The sequence below is a fragment of the Pseudomonas sp. LS-2 genome, from assembly GCF_003605735.1.
GTDB lineage: Bacteria > Pseudomonadota > Gammaproteobacteria > Pseudomonadales > Pseudomonadaceae > Aquipseudomonas.
Window position 1 is genome coordinate 445,535 of the sequence record NZ_QXTJ01000015.1, and the last position, 15,124, is coordinate 460,658.

16 protein-coding genes and 2 pseudogenes are annotated in these 15,124 nt (G+C 56.0%); 5 read left to right on the top strand and 13 right to left on the bottom strand.

All coding sequences use genetic code 11. From position 1 onward, the window contains the following. Positions 1 to 5: 5 nt before the first annotated feature. The 3 genes from D3M70_RS10350 to D3M70_RS10360 all read right to left on the bottom strand — a co-directional run bounded on the left by D3M70_RS10350 (position 6) and on the right by D3M70_RS10360 (position 2,540). Positions 6 to 386 carry a hypothetical protein gene (locus D3M70_RS10350; protein ID WP_120125659.1) on the bottom strand — a complete coding sequence of 127 codons (381 nt, stop codon included), beginning with the start codon at positions 384 to 386 and terminating at the stop codon, positions 6 to 8. Positions 387 to 393: 7 nt separating this feature from the next. Then, the gene (locus D3M70_RS10355) at positions 394 to 1,239 is read right to left on the bottom strand and encodes an RNase A-like domain-containing protein (protein ID WP_120125660.1); all 846 of its coding nucleotides are present in this window, start codon (positions 1,237 to 1,239) and stop codon (positions 394 to 396) included. Positions 1,240 to 1,796: 557 nt separating this feature from the next. Beyond that, on the bottom strand, positions 1,797 to 2,540 hold the full coding sequence (locus tag D3M70_RS10360; RefSeq protein ID WP_120125661.1) for an SDR family oxidoreductase: 744 nt from the start codon (positions 2,538 to 2,540) through the stop codon (positions 1,797 to 1,799). A gap of 146 nt (positions 2,541 to 2,686) precedes the next feature. Here D3M70_RS10360 and D3M70_RS10365 point away from each other — a divergent pair, with 146 nt between their 5' ends. The 3 genes from D3M70_RS10365 (at position 2,687) to D3M70_RS10375 (ending at position 5,157) form a co-directional block, all read left to right on the top strand. Next, positions 2,687 to 3,628 (top strand): LysR family transcriptional regulator, encoded by a 942-nt coding sequence (locus D3M70_RS10365; RefSeq protein WP_120125662.1) that lies wholly within the window; start codon positions 2,687 to 2,689, stop codon positions 3,626 to 3,628. A 138-nt stretch (positions 3,629 to 3,766) separates the two neighbouring features. After that, positions 3,767 to 4,429 (top strand): hypothetical protein, encoded by a 663-nt coding sequence (locus tag D3M70_RS10370; protein WP_120125663.1) that lies wholly within the window; start codon positions 3,767 to 3,769, stop codon positions 4,427 to 4,429. Between the two features lie 116 nt (positions 4,430 to 4,545). Continuing rightward, positions 4,546 to 5,157: a DedA family protein gene (locus D3M70_RS10375; RefSeq protein ID WP_120125664.1), complete on the top strand. Its 612-nt coding sequence runs from the start codon at positions 4,546 to 4,548 to the stop codon at positions 5,155 to 5,157. A 1-nt stretch (position 5,158) separates the two neighbouring features. On the opposite strand, the gene D3M70_RS10380 is transcribed toward D3M70_RS10375, so the two are convergent. Further along, positions 5,159 to 5,455 carry an addiction module antidote protein gene (locus tag D3M70_RS10380; RefSeq protein ID WP_120125665.1) on the bottom strand — a complete coding sequence of 99 codons (297 nt, stop codon included), beginning with the start codon at positions 5,453 to 5,455 and terminating at the stop codon, positions 5,159 to 5,161. Between the two features lie 142 nt (positions 5,456 to 5,597). Between D3M70_RS10380 and D3M70_RS10390 the strand changes: the two genes are divergently transcribed. Both D3M70_RS10390 and D3M70_RS10395 read left to right on the top strand, forming a co-directional pair. Next, positions 5,598 to 6,383 carry a transporter substrate-binding domain-containing protein gene (locus tag D3M70_RS10390; RefSeq protein WP_120125666.1) on the top strand — a complete coding sequence of 262 codons (786 nt, stop codon included), beginning with the start codon at positions 5,598 to 5,600 and terminating at the stop codon, positions 6,381 to 6,383. Between the two features lie 88 nt (positions 6,384 to 6,471). Further along, positions 6,472 to 7,440 carry an ATPase gene (locus D3M70_RS10395; protein WP_120125667.1) on the top strand — a complete coding sequence of 323 codons (969 nt, stop codon included), beginning with the start codon at positions 6,472 to 6,474 and terminating at the stop codon, positions 7,438 to 7,440. Here D3M70_RS10395 and D3M70_RS10400 read toward each other — a convergent pair. The 9 genes and pseudogenes from D3M70_RS10400 to D3M70_RS10435 form a co-directional block, all read right to left on the bottom strand. Continuing rightward, positions 7,437 to 8,060, bottom strand: a complete 624-nt coding sequence (locus D3M70_RS10400; protein WP_120125668.1) for a CatB-related O-acetyltransferase — start codon at positions 8,058 to 8,060, stop codon at positions 7,437 to 7,439. The genes D3M70_RS10395 and D3M70_RS10400 overlap by 4 nt on opposite strands. 40 nt (positions 8,061 to 8,100) lie before the next feature. Next, entirely contained in the window at positions 8,101 to 8,958 is an 858-nt protein-coding gene (locus tag D3M70_RS10405; protein ID WP_305955077.1) for a glycosyltransferase family 2 protein, read from the bottom strand. A 270-nt stretch (positions 8,959 to 9,228) separates the two neighbouring features. Further along, positions 9,229 to 9,609 (bottom strand): annotated as a pseudogene (locus D3M70_RS33010) (UbiA family prenyltransferase); the annotation flags it as partial. A 1-nt stretch (position 9,610) separates the two neighbouring features. Further along, a pseudogene (locus D3M70_RS33015) lies at positions 9,611 to 10,067 on the bottom strand (UbiA family prenyltransferase); the annotation flags it as partial. 10 nt (positions 10,068 to 10,077) lie between these two features. After that, positions 10,078 to 10,425, bottom strand: coding sequence for a cytochrome o ubiquinol oxidase subunit IV (gene cyoD / locus D3M70_RS10415; RefSeq protein WP_120125670.1), 348 nt, complete (start codon positions 10,423 to 10,425; stop codon positions 10,078 to 10,080). Then, positions 10,426 to 11,058: a cytochrome o ubiquinol oxidase subunit III gene (locus tag D3M70_RS10420; RefSeq protein ID WP_120125671.1), complete on the bottom strand. Its 633-nt coding sequence runs from the start codon at positions 11,056 to 11,058 to the stop codon at positions 10,426 to 10,428. Between the two features lie 3 nt (positions 11,059 to 11,061). After that, the gene (gene cyoB, locus D3M70_RS10425; protein WP_120125672.1) at positions 11,062 to 13,080 is read right to left on the bottom strand and encodes a cytochrome o ubiquinol oxidase subunit I; all 2,019 of its coding nucleotides are present in this window, start codon (positions 13,078 to 13,080) and stop codon (positions 11,062 to 11,064) included. 3 nt (positions 13,081 to 13,083) lie between these two features. Next, complete coding sequence (cyoA, locus tag D3M70_RS10430) at positions 13,084 to 14,019, bottom strand: ubiquinol oxidase subunit II (RefSeq protein WP_120125673.1); 936 nt, start codon at positions 14,017 to 14,019, stop codon at positions 13,084 to 13,086. Between the two features lie 472 nt (positions 14,020 to 14,491). Beyond that, positions 14,492 to 15,001 (bottom strand): disulfide bond formation protein B, encoded by a 510-nt coding sequence (locus D3M70_RS10435; protein ID WP_120125740.1) that lies wholly within the window; start codon positions 14,999 to 15,001, stop codon positions 14,492 to 14,494. Positions 15,002 to 15,124 lie beyond the last annotated feature (123 nt).

A 15,124-nucleotide genomic window follows, 5' to 3' on the forward strand; every position in this document is an offset into this window, starting at 1 on the left:
TTCAACTAGACACCGAGCTTCGATCTGAGCCATGCAGCGAGGTCTTTGAGCACCGACCTCTTTCTATCCACAACCCGGGCCTTGAGCATAAGCAATACCTCGCCAAGCAATTCGGGTTCTTCACAGCCGAACCTCTCCGGTATGAACAAAAGATCAAAATCAAAAAGAATTTGATCTACCGAAAAGTCGCCTACTTTGTATTTTTCTATGTACGACAGTATATCCTTCTCAAGAGATCGGATCGCGAAGTAAGTCTTTTTATCAACCCACTGATCTACAATTACATTCAGGGGCAGCTGGCCGGTGCGCAGCTCTTCCGGCAGGTGATCCTGAATGCCATCCCCCAAGTCGCGCAAAAAATAAATTAGCTCCATGTAGCTGCGCATCGGCACCTCATAGAACCGGGTAAGCTGTGACGATATATGCAGGCATACGGTTATACTCAGCGAGCTTTATCACGACGACCACTTTTTGCATGTATACAGGAGTATCCGGCGCAGCCCTAGTAACACCCCAACCGATGTTCGTCCCCAAATCCAACCGAAACGATAATTTTTGTTTTTTATGAATCAATCTGGTTTTTGAGTAAATCTCAATCTTGTGCTTATTCACCTTCAACACTTGACGTACTGCCCATTCCGCAACATCAATATTAGTAAAAGTAGACATTGCGTCTGCGGTTCTCACTTTCTTCAAACGCCTTTGCAGCCCTAGAAGCTCCTTATCAAGATGATCTCTTCTGACATGCCCACCAGGTCCCTTCTTCGGGGCATGTGGAAATCTCTCACTCACAGCAATCGTCATCCTCCCCGCCCTCACCGAAGAAACCCTAAACGCGTTATAGAGCGAGGCCGTGGAAAGCGGGACCGCAAACTCGGCGGCGAGCCCGACTACTTGACCGGTGGCGCGCGATGCACCCATAACTTCGGCAGCCGTCATGCCGGCTTTGAACGCATACGAATCGGTTTCTTTAGCGGTCACCAGTTGATGCGCACCGGCCGCCAATTGGTCGGACGCGTGTATGCCCATGGCAATGCATCCCACTTTGGAAATCATTGTGGGTTCCGGGATCGCACATAACACCCCAGCACCACCGAGTTCGATGATGCCTCCCACTAAGCGCAGGCTGCCAATGACTCGATTGGAGAAAATCTCATAGGGTGTGAGGGATTCGCTCTCCAGAATAGCTGCCATTTGGGCAACGCTGAGCGTGACCCGGAATTCATCCTGATCGGGCAAAGGTCATTTCCTTATGAAAACTGGTTTTAAATATCCCGACGTTCAAGGACATCAGAAACGCGCGTAGCGGTGTGAATGCAGCGCTACGTCAGGCAATCCAAATCTCGAGAGTTGCTTTCGGGAAACGAAAGCTAGCGTGGGCTTTTTTGATGAACAAGCCGGAAGGGGAAATTCAGAAGTTTCCTACAAGAGGAAACAATTTAAGACTTCAACTCCAGTCGAAACAACGTTCAAGAAAAGCAGGATTGGGGCGCGGAGTTTGGTTCTAACTTCTGTTTCACGTTGGGAAACACGCTGGCTGAGAGGGTCACTCGTGGTACGGAGCAGATCGCGAACACGCGTGGGCTTGCGGCCAGCGGCCAGAATCGATACGGAGTGATCTTTGCGGCTGCGCCATCCCGCCTTGTAGCAGCACGGCTTGCCGACGGGAGCGATCACAATGACGCCACCGCCGGCAAGCCGTGCTGCTACAGGGCGGGCCGTATCCAACGCTGGTTGCAGGTTGACCATGGGCGGATACAACAAGAATCAGCCCGCCGCACCACGGCCCACTACATTTAGAAATCCTGTGAAGTCGGTCGGAGTACGATCTCGTTGATGTCCACATCCGCAGGCTGTTCGATGGCGTAAGCAATCGCGCGGGCGACGGAGTCGGCGGGGATGGCCTGTTTGTAGAACTCGTTCACCGCATCGGCACTTGGCTGATGTCCGCTACCCAGTTTCAGTTCGGAATCCACTGCACCGGGCTCGATGGTGGTCGTACGGATCTTGCCGCCAACTTCGTGTCGCAGGCCGTCGGAAATGGCGCGGACCGCGTATTTGGTGCCGCTGTAAACAGAGCCGCCCGGGCTGAAGACCTTTATGCCGGCTACAGAGGATATGTTGATGATGTGCCCGAAGCCTTGAGCTTCGAATTTTGGCAGCGCGGCAGCAATGCCGTAGAGAACGCCTTTGATGTTGATGTCGATCATGCGGTCCCATTCGTCGATGCGCAGCTCGGTGATCGGCGAGATTGCCATAAGGCCCGCATTGTTGATCATGACATCCACTTTTCCGAAGTCTTTGACGGCGCTTTCGATCAACGCTGTCAGGTCTTCCCTGCGGGTCACGTCAACGGTATATGCCGATGCTTCGCCGCCAGCGGCCTTAATGTCCTGGACGATGACGTCCATCCGATCCTGACGGCGTGCGCCGAGGACGACTTTGGCGCCGAGTTTTGCCAAGTGGCGAGCGGTTGCCTCGCCTAGACCACTGCTCGCTCCGGTGATGACGACGACTTTGTCTTGAATGCCATTGCTCATGTTGAATCTCCTGCAAGGGTGTGGAGGTTTGTTGTGAGCGAGTTTGCAGTGGATATTTCGCTCAGAAAATGGAAGAGTCTGGCTTTGAGAATTCCATAACCTGGAACACAGATATTCAACGGCTCCGACGTCAGGAAACTCGCTCAATGCTCAACCGCATGGAAATGCTTCGGGTCTTTCTGGTGGCAGTGGAATCGCCCAGCTTTCGCGAAGCAGCACATCGACTGGGAACGTCGCCGCAAAAAGTGACGCGAGCGGTTCAGGAACTGGAGCGCCTGTTTGCCGAGCCGCTGTTTCATCGCAGCACGCGACAGGCAACGGTCACGGCGTTCGGCGCAGAGATCGCGCAACAGGCGCGGGAGACTTTGAATCAGTTTGATCGGTTATTCATCTCAAACGCCAGGTCGCAAAGTGCGGGCGTCTCAGGCCGTGTCGGGATTACGGCGCCCCACGCGATTGGCAAACTTTACCTGGCTGAATTTCTACGACCTCTGATGCGGGAAAATCCTGACCTGCGTATCGAATTGAGCCTGGACGATCAATTGACCGATGCCGTGGCGTCACGGATCGATATCGGGATTCGGGTTGGCGCTGTGCGTGACAGGCGTTACATCGCGCGCGCAGTCGCTCAGGTGCCTCTAAGGATTGTCGCGGCGCCGGCCTTGATTGCCTCGGTCGGTATGCCGTCCAGCGTGGAGGACCTCAAGAGGCGGCCGCTGTCTGCGCTGATCGACCGGAACAACGGCCGGCCATGGCCGTGGATCCTGGCCGGTGGCCAAAGCTTCTTGCCGCCCTCCCCCGCGTTCAGTTGTGACGATCCGGAAGCTGAGCTTGAGTTCGTGCTCTCGGGTTTGGCCTTCGCACAGATGCCGCATTATCTGGCTGACGCCTATCTAGGCGAAGGCGTGTTGGTCGAGGTGCTTGAAAAGATCGCGCCGATACCCACTGATCTTGTTCTGTACCGCACCCAGTCAGGTCCGGTGCCGGCGCGAGTGAGGCTGGTTTATGATCATTTGAGAGCATGCTTCTCGGACGATTGGATGTTTCCTCGGCGCTCAAGCGATAAAACCATCCCTGGCTCAAGCTGACCGGATAACAGACCGAAAGACCGGGTGGCTTTTTCGCCCTCTGCCCTGCAAAACCCCAGTTCTCAACTAGCCTGAAAATTGACTGATCCAGAGCGAATGGACCATACGTTTAACCTCGCTGATCGGATAAAAACAACAATGAAAGATCCCTATGCGTTCGGTTTCTATTGCGCCCTGTTTGCCCTTGCGGCGATGACCGGCGCGGTGTTCTACGAGTCCTACACTGGCGCTGGCTTTTCGGGTTCGGCGCGGGCGTACGATGTCATCAATTCGTGTTCCGCGCTGGTACAGGCGCTGGCAGCGATAGGTCTGGTGGGCCTGGCATTCAAGGCGTACCGAGCGTGGAAGAACGAGATCATTCACAACAAGGCGCTGGGCATCATCTGGGATGCGAATGTGGCCTTTCGCGAGATCGAGCTGAGTTTCAACGAGTGGTTCTTTGGCCCCAACGCGGTGGACAAGGCCAACAGCGAGGGCTCGCGCATCACGTCGCTATTAGCAGCCAGCCCTTTTGGTGCCAGCCTGCGAAGCTTCAAGAAGCAGTGCATTCTCATCGACAAAGTGGTGATCAAGGACAACTGGCAGTGGGTCAACCACGCCACCGAGCTGGACATGCTCGCGCGCGTGTTGAGCATGGACGCCTTCCGTCCGACCACCAAGGCAAAAGAGACTGCCAATATCATCGATTTTCTCTACTCCCGCGAAGGTGAGGCACTGAAACGCACTCAGGGCGAGTGGGAAATGCTGATGAAGGTGATCGAGAAAGATCTCGCCGCACTGGAGGCCGAATACAGCGAATGAGCGATTCTGCCTCACTGCAACTTGCGATAGAACTGTTCGGTTAAAGACTGGGTCGAACGGCATGCCTTCCGCGGGATGTTCCAGCGGCTAACCCATTTTCGAGGCCGCTGGTTCTCATGTTCGAACACGTCGACATCAATGCACTGCTTGCCAACTACGGCTATTGGGCAGTGTTCATCGGCTGCTTGCTGGAAGGCGAAACCATCCTGATCCTGGGTGGACTGGCCGCGCATCAGACCTCGTTGCAACTGGTGCATGTAATCGTCATCGCCACGATGGGCGGAATGCTGGGTGATCAGATTCTGTTCTGGACCGGGCGCATCTTCGGCCCGCGCCTGCTGCCGCGTCTGCATCGACAACAGGCAACCATCGACCGGGTTTCCGGGCTGATCAAGCGCTACCCCACAGCGTCAATTTTCTCTGTGAGATTTCTCTACGGTATGCGGCTGATCGGTCCATTGGTGATCGGTGCGAGTCGACTGTCACCGATTCGTTTCTCCCTGATCAACCTGCTGGGCGCGGCAGTGTGGGCCACGCTGTTCGTCATGGCCGGGTACTGGGCCGGCGAGGCGCTGGAAAATCTGCTGGGCAACCTGAAGCCTTATCGACTGCCGATTTTCATTGGGGTTGTGGTGATTGCGGCTGGGGTGGCGTTGTTTCGGCATTATCGGGCGAAGACTCGCGCCGCGCAGTCCTCACAAAATGAAAGTAAACCAACTCGACATTAAGCTACGCCCCTCCCCCGACCGATGTCGCACGAAGCTCCATACCGAGCGCATGCATAACCTTCACCACAGTGTCGAAGCGTGGTTTGGCGCCTGGAGACAACGCTTTGTACAGACTTGCTCGTCCAAGTCCCGAGGCTTGCGCGATAGACGACATACCACGCGCTTTGGCAACGTAACCTATTGCCCTGACAAATTCGTCGCTATCGCCGTCAGCCAGTACTTGGGTGAGGTACTCACCAACGGCCTCATCGGTGTCCATAAACGAAGCCACATCGAAAGGTATAAGTTTCTGACTCATGCTCTAGCCTCTTTCCCAGTTTTTGAGCTCGCCGAATATCTTCGGACTGGCTCGACTTATCCCCACCTGCGAGCAAAACGATCAGTGCTCCGTCACGCAAAGTAAAATAAAGTCAATAATCTTCCCACATGGAATCGACGCGATGAACAAACGCATCACCGCAAGCCTCTTGTTCGGGCTCACCGGCTGGGCTCACGCACAGGCCGCCGAGCCGACTTCGCACTTGGATGCAGTGCTGCAGAAGGGCGAGCTGGCTGTCTGCACCACGGGCGATTACAAGCCCTATACCTTCCTCAGGCCGGATGGGCAGTATGAAGGCATCGATATCGAGTTGGCGCAGTCACTTGCGCAGAGCCTCAGCGCGAAGATCCACTGGGTGCCAACCACGTGGAAAACCTTGATGAGCGATTTCACCGCCGGCAAATGTGACATTGCGGTGGGCGGTATTTCGGTGACGCTAGAGCGTCAGAAGAAAGCGTTTTTCAGCGACACACTGGACATCGACGGCAAGGTGCCATTGGTGCGTTGCGCCGACGTGTCGAAATACCAGACTGTCGAGCAGATCAACCAGCCGGGGGTGCGCCTGATCGAGCCCCAGGGCGGTACCAACGAGGCGTTCGCACACGCGTACCTGCCAAAGGCCAGCCTCGAGTTCCATGACAACAAGACCATCTTCCAGCAGTTGCTGGACAACAAAGCCGACGTGATGATCACCGACGCCTCTGAGGCGATGTATCAGCAGAAGCGCATGCCGGGGCTGTGCACGGTCAACCCGTCGCGTTACATGCAGTACGGCGAGAAGGCCTACCTGCTGCCTCGCGATGACATGACGTGGAAAAGCTACATCGATCAATGGCTTCACCTGAGCAAGGCCACCGGGGTGTATCAGAAAGTGGTGGGCGAATGGCTGGCGGTTCCTGCCCAATAGGCTTCTGACGCAAGTGAGGGTTGTGCAGGCATCTGGCTATTCAGCATCATGCTCGACATGACCCTCGGCAAAGGACCTCGCCGCCTTCATGAAAACCAGCAAGAGCATCACCCGCGCCTTCTGTGTCGAGCTACAGCAAGAGCTGTCGATTGTGGCGGCACGGCGGGAGTATTTTTCTCAGGAGCTGCCGCGAACGCGGTTCAGTTTTCTGTGCTCCACCGAAGCGTGTCGCGCCCAGGGAGTGAAGATCACGGGTGTGCGCTATGACGTGAAACCGCAGGAGCACCCGACGTTCGTGGCCGCCCATTTCCGGGCAAATCCCAATTACGAGCATCATGCCGATTGCGAATGGGTAGATGAAGCGGATGGCGTCGAGGACGAGCCCAAGGTCAAGGAGACCGAGGAGGAAACGGCGCTGCGCAAGGCCAAGCGCAAGCTGGACGATTACATCGACGTGTTTGACCCGTCACTCAAGGAGCGGGTGAAGCCCGAGCCTTCGTCGGCCAAGGCTGACAAGCCAGTCGAGGACAGTCCGGCGACGCCACGAGCGTCCAACGACGCACCAAAGAGCAAACAGCCGACCGAGACCCGCACCAACAACCTGGAGCGCCTGGTGGACAGTTTTCGCCAGGCCCAGGCGAATCTCAGCAAGGAAGAGTTCGCCTTGCTGACGCTGCGGATTCCAGGTCAGGGCGAAGTGTCACTGCGCTCCTACTTTCGCCACATCAAGTTCGCGCAAGTAAACGACGAGCGACGCGTGCTCTACGGTGGCGGCCTGGTGGAACGCTACGGCACCGGGTTCAAGTTCAAGTTCTTCGACCGAGCGCAGGGCAAGCTGGTGACGTTGTACGTCTCTCCCGCGCAAATGCAGGCCTATCGCTCCAGCCGCTACATCAGCGAATTGCTGAGCCATGCAGACGAGGTGCGTTTCTTTACCGTATTTGCCTTGGGCACATTGGCGCTAAGCCCTTCAGGCAAGAGTTTCAGTGTGGAACTCGAAGACCTGCGCCATCTGGCAATCGTGCTGGGCCCGGCAAAGGATGCGGCGTCGGATTAAGTCGCCTTCCTCGACCTGATGTACGCGAGGAAGCCGTCCAGGTCCGAGCCAGACAGCATCCGCGCCACCGATTTCACCTCTTCCATCGGCCAGTCCCACCAAGCGGCCTGAAGCAACTGCTCGCGAACGTCTTCATCAAAACGCCAGCGAATGAACTTGCAGGGGTTGCCACCCACTACGGCAAACGGTGGCACGTCGCGGGTGACAACTGCCCCGGCCGCAACGATGGCGCCATGGCCGATGGTCACGCCGGACAGGATGGTGGCATCGGCGCAGATCCAGCAGTCGCTGCCGATGACTACGTCGCCCTTGCTTGGCGCGTAGTCCTTGATGTCTTCCAGACCTTTCATCATGGCCGGGAATGGGTAGGTGGTCAGCCAGTCGGTGCGGTGCTCACCACCCAGCAGCACTTTCACGCCCGCTGCAATCGAGCTGTAGGAGCCGATGCGCAGGATGGTGTCGTCGCCAAACTCGAACACCTCAGGAATACCGTAGGTACCGGTTCCCACCGTGTAGCGGGGATAACGCAGGCGAATCTTCTCTGGCGCCCGTTCAAGCTTGTCCAGGCTGCGCAGGCGCTTTCTGGTTTTCCGGGATTTGAGCATTTCGAGGAATTTCATGCAGGTGTCCGTGAACAGAAGCAGGCACGACAGAGGCTGATCACGTGCTCTGACGATGCAGCAGAAGGCGTTTGAAACGACGCAGGGTGGTCTTGTTGAACTGGCGCAACGGGATCGAACGCAGCAGGCTCCAGGCGTACTTCTTGTCGTTGACCACGGCGTACTTCAACGCCTTGTTGATGATTGCCGTCAGACCCCGCCCGTACGCCGGATGCGAGCGATAAGGCGCGATGGTACGCATGTCGGCATCGAGCAAAACCTTATAACGCCGCGAAAGATTATTGGGATGGCGGCGATACCGAGTAACGCTCACCGGGAGCACGTGGACCTCATAGCCTGCGCTGGCGATTCGCAGGGTCATCTGAAAATCCTGGACCTTGATCTCGGGGTCGTAGAAATTCACTGCCTTGAGCGCATCCATCCGGTAGAGCGAGACGGGCGCGCCGACAACGATGGCATCACCCAGAATCTCATCGAAATTGAGCTTCTGGATACTCGCCAGCTTCTGTGTCTTGGTGTCGTTTCCGTCCGAATCCATGTAGATGATCAACGCACCAACACAGCCTACTTCAGGATGCTGGGCGAGGTAATCGGCCCGTAACCGTACCGAAGACGGCAGCATGATGTCGTCAAGGTCCGGCGTACAGACGAACTCGCCCCGGGCATATTTCAAACCATGATTCAGGGCAGCACTGACACCCTGGTTGGCCTGGGAGTAGAACTGAAAGTCGTACTTGCCTTGCAGAGCCTGAAGCATTGCCACGCTGTTATCGCTCGATCCATCGTCGACGACGATGACTTCGAAGTTTTGGTAGTCCTGGGCGAAGATACTCGCCATGGCAACGTCCAGATACTTTTCTGCGTTGTAGCAGGGCGCAATGATCGATACGAGGGGCATCGACTCATTTTGGGGCCGGATTTCTGGGATGGTGTGGTCAGTCATAATTCTGTTTGTAGTTTCTCTACGACTGGATCGGAGCCGTTTCGCCACGATCCCTGTACAAAACTGACACATGATGCGGCAAAGCTATGACCTTGTCATGGGCTGATTAGAGCATCGTCCTACAAGCGCGTCGAAAAAAACCTACGTCAAGCTGTAACAAACGGCCAACAAAAAGCCCCGTTACTCCTGCGAGTAACGGGGCTTCTGGTGTTTCAGTTCAGGTTATCAAGGGGCAGCGTACGTCACCAGCAGCTCTTTGGTTACCTGGAAGTCCAACGACATCGCCACGCTCAAGGCTGTGATGGTGAAGATGGAGAACACGAACAGCTTGCGTGCCCAAACGGTGTCATCTTTGGCTTTGTAACCTGTCCAGGCCATATACAACCAGTACATGCCCATGGCAGCGGCAACGGCCAGATAGTTGAGCCCGGCGTAGCCACCGAAGGTCAGCATCAGCGTCGCCAGCACGAAAGCCAGGATGTAGATCAGGATATGCCGCTTGGCGACACGGATGCCCCGCTTGACCGGCAGAACCGGAATCGAGGCAGCCAGATAGTCGTTAAAGCGGAAGATCGCGATGGCATACGAGTGCGGCATCTGCCACAGNCGACGTAACCGATCACTGGAGGCATCGCGCCCGACAGACTGCCAACCAATGTGCCATGGACCGATTTGCGCTTGAGATACAGGCTGTAGAAGCCGACGTAAATCACGAAACCGATCACTGCGAACAGGGCTGCCAGCGGGTTGGCCTTGTAATACAGCAGGCCAACACCGACCACACCCAGCACCGTGGCGTAGGCCAGGGCCAGTTTCAGCGAAACCAGGCCTTGTACCAGAACACGATTCTTGGTGCGTTCCATCTTCAGATCGATATCGCGGTCAATGCAGTTGTTGAACACACAACCGGAAGCCACGACCAGCGAGGTACCGATCATCGCGATCAGGAACAGGCCGAAATCGACATGCCCCTTGGATGCGAGAAAAAAGCCACCAGCCACCGAAAGCACGTTACCGAAAATGATCCCCGGTTTGGTGATTTGGATAAAGTGCTTCAGTGACATCAGGTTTTCCTCACTTCGCCATCATGAAGGTGTGAATGCTGAACATGATCCAGACACTCAGACCTACCAACAGCAAGATAACCAACGTAGCGAAGGCAAAGGCGATCACGTTGTTGCGCTGTGCTGCGGAACGGTCCAGGTGCAGGAAGTACACCAGGTGAACCAGAACCTGAACGACAGCGAAGATCAGCACGACCCACAGAGTGGCGACCTTCGAAATGGTCGGAAACATCACCAGACCGAATGGAATCGCGGTCAGGATGATCGACAGCACGAAACCGACCATGTACGACTTGAAGCTGCCGTGGCTGGCAGGTTCGTGGCTGGCAGCGTCGTGGGAATGATGTGAATTCGCCATTTAAATGGTCCCCATCAGATAGACAACGGTGAACACGCAGATCCAGACAACGTCCAGGAAGTGCCAGAACAGGCTGAGCATGCTTAGGCGAGTCTGGTTGGTATTGGTCAGACCGTGCTTGGAGACCTGATACATCATGATCGCCATCCAGATCAGACCACTGGTCACGTGCAGGCCGTGAGTGCCGACCAGCGTGAAGAACGCCGACAGGAAGCCACTGCGGTTAGGACCGTAACCTTCAGAGATCAGCAGGTGGAACTCGTTGATCTCCATGCCGATGAAGCCCAGGCCGAACAGGAAGGTCACGAACAACCAACCCAGAACGCCAGACTTGTTGCCTTTGTGCATCGCCAGCATGGCGAAGCCGTAGGTGATCGAACTGAGCAACAGGCAGGCGGTTTCGCCCAGCACGTATGGCAGTTCGAAGATGTCGTGGCCAGCCGGGCCACCCGCTACGTTGTTAACCAGTACGGCGTAAATGGCGAAGATCGACGCAAACAGAATGCAGTCGGTCATCAGATAGATCCAGAAACCGTAGATCTTCATCTCGCCAGCGTCGTGGTGACCGTGGTCATGCTCATGGTCATGACCGTGGTCGTGACCCTTCGCACCTTCAAATACTAAGTTCGACATTGTTTATGCCTGCTCCAGCTTGTTGACAGGAGTGTTCGCCTGGGCGTTACGCACCGAGGCCAGGATCTTGTGTTGCTCGCCTTCGATACGCGCAACTTCCGAAGCAGGAACCATGTAGCCCTGATCGTCACGTGCAGCGTGGATGACGAAGTAAACGATGGTGCCTACCAGGCTCACACCGGCCAGCCAGAAGATGTGCCAGATCATCGCGAAACCGAAGACGGTCAGCAGCGCACCCATTACCAGACCGGTAGCGGTGTTGTTCGGCATGTGGATGTCGGAGTACTTGGCCGGAACCGTGTACGCCTCGCCATCACGCTTGGCCGCATAGAACGCGTCGATCTCGTTTGCCTTCGGCAGTTCGGCGAAGTTGTAGAACGGAGGTGGCGACGAAGTCGACCATTCCAGGGTGTGGCCATTCCATGGGTCACCGGTCAGATCGCGGTTCTGCTCACGGTCACGGATACTCACGTAGATCTGGATCAACTGGCAGGCGATACCGACCATGATCAGCGCCGCGCCCCAGAAGGCAACGTGCAGATACGGAGTCCAGTCCGGGTTGTCAGTGGTGTTCAGACGACGGGTCATGCCCATGAAGCCCAGAGCGTACAGCGGCATGAAGGCCACGTAGAAGCCCGAGATCCAGAACCAGAACGCTGCCTTGCCCCACTTCTCGTTCAGCTTGAAACCGAACGCTTTAGGGAACCAGAACGCGAAACCTGCGATGTAACCGAATACGGCACCACCGATGATCACGTTATGGAAGTGCGCGATCACGAACAGGCTGTTGTGCAGAACGAAGTCAGCACCCGGGATAGCCAGCAGAACGCCGGTCATACCACCGATGGAGAAGGTCACCATGAAGCCCAGGGTCCAGCACACTGGCGCGGTGAAACGCAGACGGCCCTGATAGATCGTGAACAGCCAGTTGAACAGCTTCACACCCGTCGGGATGGAAATCAGCATCGTCGCCAGACCGAAGAAGGCGTTGACGCTTGCACCCGAACCCATGGTGAAGAAGTGGTGCAGCCATACCATGAAGCCCAGTACCGAGATCGCGCCGGAAGCGTAGATCATCGAGTGGTGGCCGAACAGGCGCTTGCCGGTGAAGGTCGAGATGACTTCGGAGAAGACACCGAACGCCGGCAGAATCAGGATGTATACCTCAGGGTGACCCCACGCCCAGAACAGGTTCACGTACATCATCGGGTTACCACCCAACTCGTTCGTGAAAATGTGGAAGTCCAGGTAGCGGTCGAGCGTCAGGAACGCCAGGGTGCCGGTCAGGATCGGGAACGAAGCCACGATCAGGACGTTGGCCCAGGTGCAGGTCCAGGTGAAGATCGGCATGTCCATCAGTTTCATGCCAGGAGTACGCATCTTCAGGACGGTAACCAGGAAGTTGACGCCCGTCAGTGTCGTACCCAGACCCGATAGCTGTAGAGCCCAGATGTAGTAGTCGACACCCACGCCCGGGCTATAGCCCAGTTCGGACAGCGGCGGATAGGCAACCCAACCGGTACGAGCGAATTCGCCGACGCCCAGCGACACGTTCACCAGAACCACGCCAGAGATCAGCAGGTACAGACTCAGGGAGTTCAGGAACGGGAAGGCAACGTCGCGAGCACCGATCTGCAGAGGCAGAACGATGTTCATCAGACCGGTGAAGAACGGCATCGCCATGAAGATGATCATGATCACACCGTGAGCGGTGAAGATCTGGTCATAGTGTTCAGGCGGCAGATAGCCAGGCGAACCCTCGGTGGCCAGAGCCAGCTGGGAACGCATCATGATGGCGTCGGCAAAACCGCGCAGCAGCATGACCATGGCGATGATGATGTACATCACACCGATTTTCTTGTGGTCAACCGAGGTCAGCCACTCGGTCCACAGGTAGGTCCACTTCTTGAAATACGTGATCAGACCGAAGACCGCCGCACCGCCGATAGCGATCATGGCAATCGTGATCATGACTATCGGTTCGTGGAACGGAATCGCATCCAGACTTAATTTACCAAACATCGTTTACTCCTCTGCCTGCGCAGCTGAATGCTTACCCATGTCCATCCCTTCCATACCGGCCACTTCTTTCTTCTCGTGCTCAATCTTGCCCGGCTTCATACCTTCATACTTGTCGATGATGGTCTGGAACAGGTTCGGAGTGACCGTGGAGTAGAGTTCAACGGGGTTACGTTCGCTAGGTTTGGCCAGAGCGGTGTATTCAGCCGTTGCCAGCTGTTTAGGTGAATTCTTGACCTCGGCAACCCAGGCGTCGAAGTCAGCCTGTGAGGTTGCAGTCGCCTTGAATTTCATGCCGGTGAAACCTGCGCCACTGTAGTTGGCGGAGATGCCATCGAACTCGCCGTTTTCATTGGCGATCAAGTGCAACTTGGTCTGCATGCCGGCCATTGCGTAGATCTGGCCACCCAGTGCAGGGATGAAGAACGAGTTCATGACCGAATCAGAGGTGATGCGGAAATTGATCGGGGTGTTCGCCGGGAAGACGATCTTGTTGACGGTGGCAATGCCCTGTTCCGGATAGATGAACAGCCATTTCCAGTCCAGCGCGACCACTTCGATGGTCACCGGCTTCACGTCGGAATCAAGAGGACGGTAAGGGTCCAGCGCGTGGGTCGACTTGTAGGTGATGTAGCCCAGCACGATGATGATGGCCAGCGGAACCAGCCAGACAACCAGTTCAATCTTGGTCGAATGTGCCCAGTCAGGCGTATAGGTTGCGCTCTTGTTCGAGGCGCGATACTTCCAGGCGAAGATGATGGTCATGAAAATGACCGGCACCACCACCAGCAGCATGAGCAATGTAGCAGTGATGATCAGATCACGCTCTTGCACGCCGACATGGCCCTTGGAATCCAGCAGGGTGTAATCGCACCCGCTGAGCAGGAGCATGCTGAAAAGGGCCAAGAAGCCAAAAAACCTGGGGTACCTTTTTTTACTCATCTCACGACCTCTAAAAGCAGCTTTCGCATCGCAGTTGGGTTTCGACCGCCAACACTTCACCCTGCCAGGTGCTGGCAATTTCTTGGATTGAACAGGGGCCTGTCAGGAAGCTTGTGGCCTCGTAACAAATCCGGGTTTCTCTTTTTGGTTTCTTATTCGAATGGTGGCAAACCGCCGATGCGGTCCAGTTCCCTTGGCGCAGACATTCTGAATTTGACGCAGGAGGCCATCCAAAAGGCGTCTACAAAGGCGTAAATACGCTTTCCGACCTCGATTGACGCCCTCCATCAGAGAGGGGGGACGTTAAGTGGGGGCGATTGTAGATACGTAAAGTTTTATTGACTATGAGTTTCTGCGCAACAGTTAATTTCCGATTATGTAAGAATGCGGTCATATGTCGCACCCTGAAACGGATCGATACCCCCAGATTTCTTAAGGAATCTGGAGCAGTTTTTTCCGCAACACTTTGTAATTAGCGCGCTTTCAGGCGATTGCGGATGATGCCCGCCGGTACCAGAACTACTGTCAGAACAAAAGCGATTAATGCCCACTGTGCAAGCGACAGTCCGAAAACTGGCGGATATGGCGTCTCGCAGAAGCCCCCGACCTGGAAACCCAGGGGGAACAGCGAAGCCAGCGGCAAGCCGTCGACGATGGGCTGCAGAACATCGATGCCGCAGCTTTCGGTCGGATGGGTTTGAATGTAGACATGACGCCCCGCTGCAACAATCCCGCCGATGGCACTGAGCGTTACCAGCACTTCGCAAATGGTCAGGCTCATGCGCCCCGGCATGGCGGCGCCGATGAACGCGAAGATGGCGATGAACAGCAAGGCGTAGCGCTGCAGAATGCACAGCGGGCACGGCGCCTCGCCCAGTACGACCTGCATGTACAGAGCCCCGCCGATCAGCGCCAGGCAGATGATGCCCAGCAGGACCAGGAACTGCTTTTCGCGTCGCAGGTAAAACATCTCGTCAGTCATCAACATGCCCTTTGAATTTAGTGTCCATCCAGATCGAAAGATCTGCGTTGTCGCGTGGCCCGGCTCCCCCGGAAAGCCGGCAATTCTACCATCGTCGCAGCCGTACGCTGGCGCAGAAGGTGA

Coding starts and splice junctions, on each gene's coding strand:
- D3M70_RS10350 (WP_120125659.1), bottom strand. CDS start 386: ATGCGCAGCTACATGGAGCTAATTTATTTTTTGCGCGACTTGGGGGAT.
- D3M70_RS10360 (WP_120125661.1), bottom strand. CDS start 2,540: ATGAGCAATGGCATTCAAGACAAAGTCGTCGTCATCACCGGAGCGAGC.
- D3M70_RS10365 (WP_120125662.1), top strand. CDS start 2,687: ATGCTCAACCGCATGGAAATGCTTCGGGTCTTTCTGGTGGCAGTGGAA.
- D3M70_RS10370 (WP_120125663.1), top strand. CDS start 3,767: ATGAAAGATCCCTATGCGTTCGGTTTCTATTGCGCCCTGTTTGCCCTT.
- D3M70_RS10375 (WP_120125664.1), top strand. CDS start 4,546: ATGTTCGAACACGTCGACATCAATGCACTGCTTGCCAACTACGGCTAT.
- D3M70_RS10380 (WP_120125665.1), bottom strand. CDS start 5,455: ATGAGTCAGAAACTTATACCTTTCGATGTGGCTTCGTTTATGGACACC.
- D3M70_RS10390 (WP_120125666.1), top strand. CDS start 5,598: ATGAACAAACGCATCACCGCAAGCCTCTTGTTCGGGCTCACCGGCTGG.
- D3M70_RS10395 (WP_120125667.1), top strand. CDS start 6,472: ATGAAAACCAGCAAGAGCATCACCCGCGCCTTCTGTGTCGAGCTACAG.
- D3M70_RS10400 (WP_120125668.1), bottom strand. CDS start 8,060: ATGAAATTCCTCGAAATGCTCAAATCCCGGAAAACCAGAAAGCGCCTG.
- D3M70_RS10405 (WP_305955077.1), bottom strand. CDS start 8,958: ATGCCCCTCGTATCGATCATTGCGCCCTGCTACAACGCAGAAAAGTAT.
- cyoD (WP_120125670.1), bottom strand. CDS start 10,425: ATGGCGAATTCACATCATTCCCACGACGCTGCCAGCCACGAACCTGCC.
- D3M70_RS10420 (WP_120125671.1), bottom strand. CDS start 11,058: ATGTCGAACTTAGTATTTGAAGGTGCGAAGGGTCACGACCACGGTCAT.
- cyoB (WP_120125672.1), bottom strand. CDS start 13,080: ATGTTTGGTAAATTAAGTCTGGATGCGATTCCGTTCCACGAACCGATA.
- cyoA (WP_120125673.1), bottom strand. CDS start 14,019: ATGAGTAAAAAAAGGTACCCCAGGTTTTTTGGCTTCTTGGCCCTTTTC.
- D3M70_RS10435 (WP_120125740.1), bottom strand. CDS start 15,001: ATGACTGACGAGATGTTTTACCTGCGACGCGAAAAGCAGTTCCTGGTC.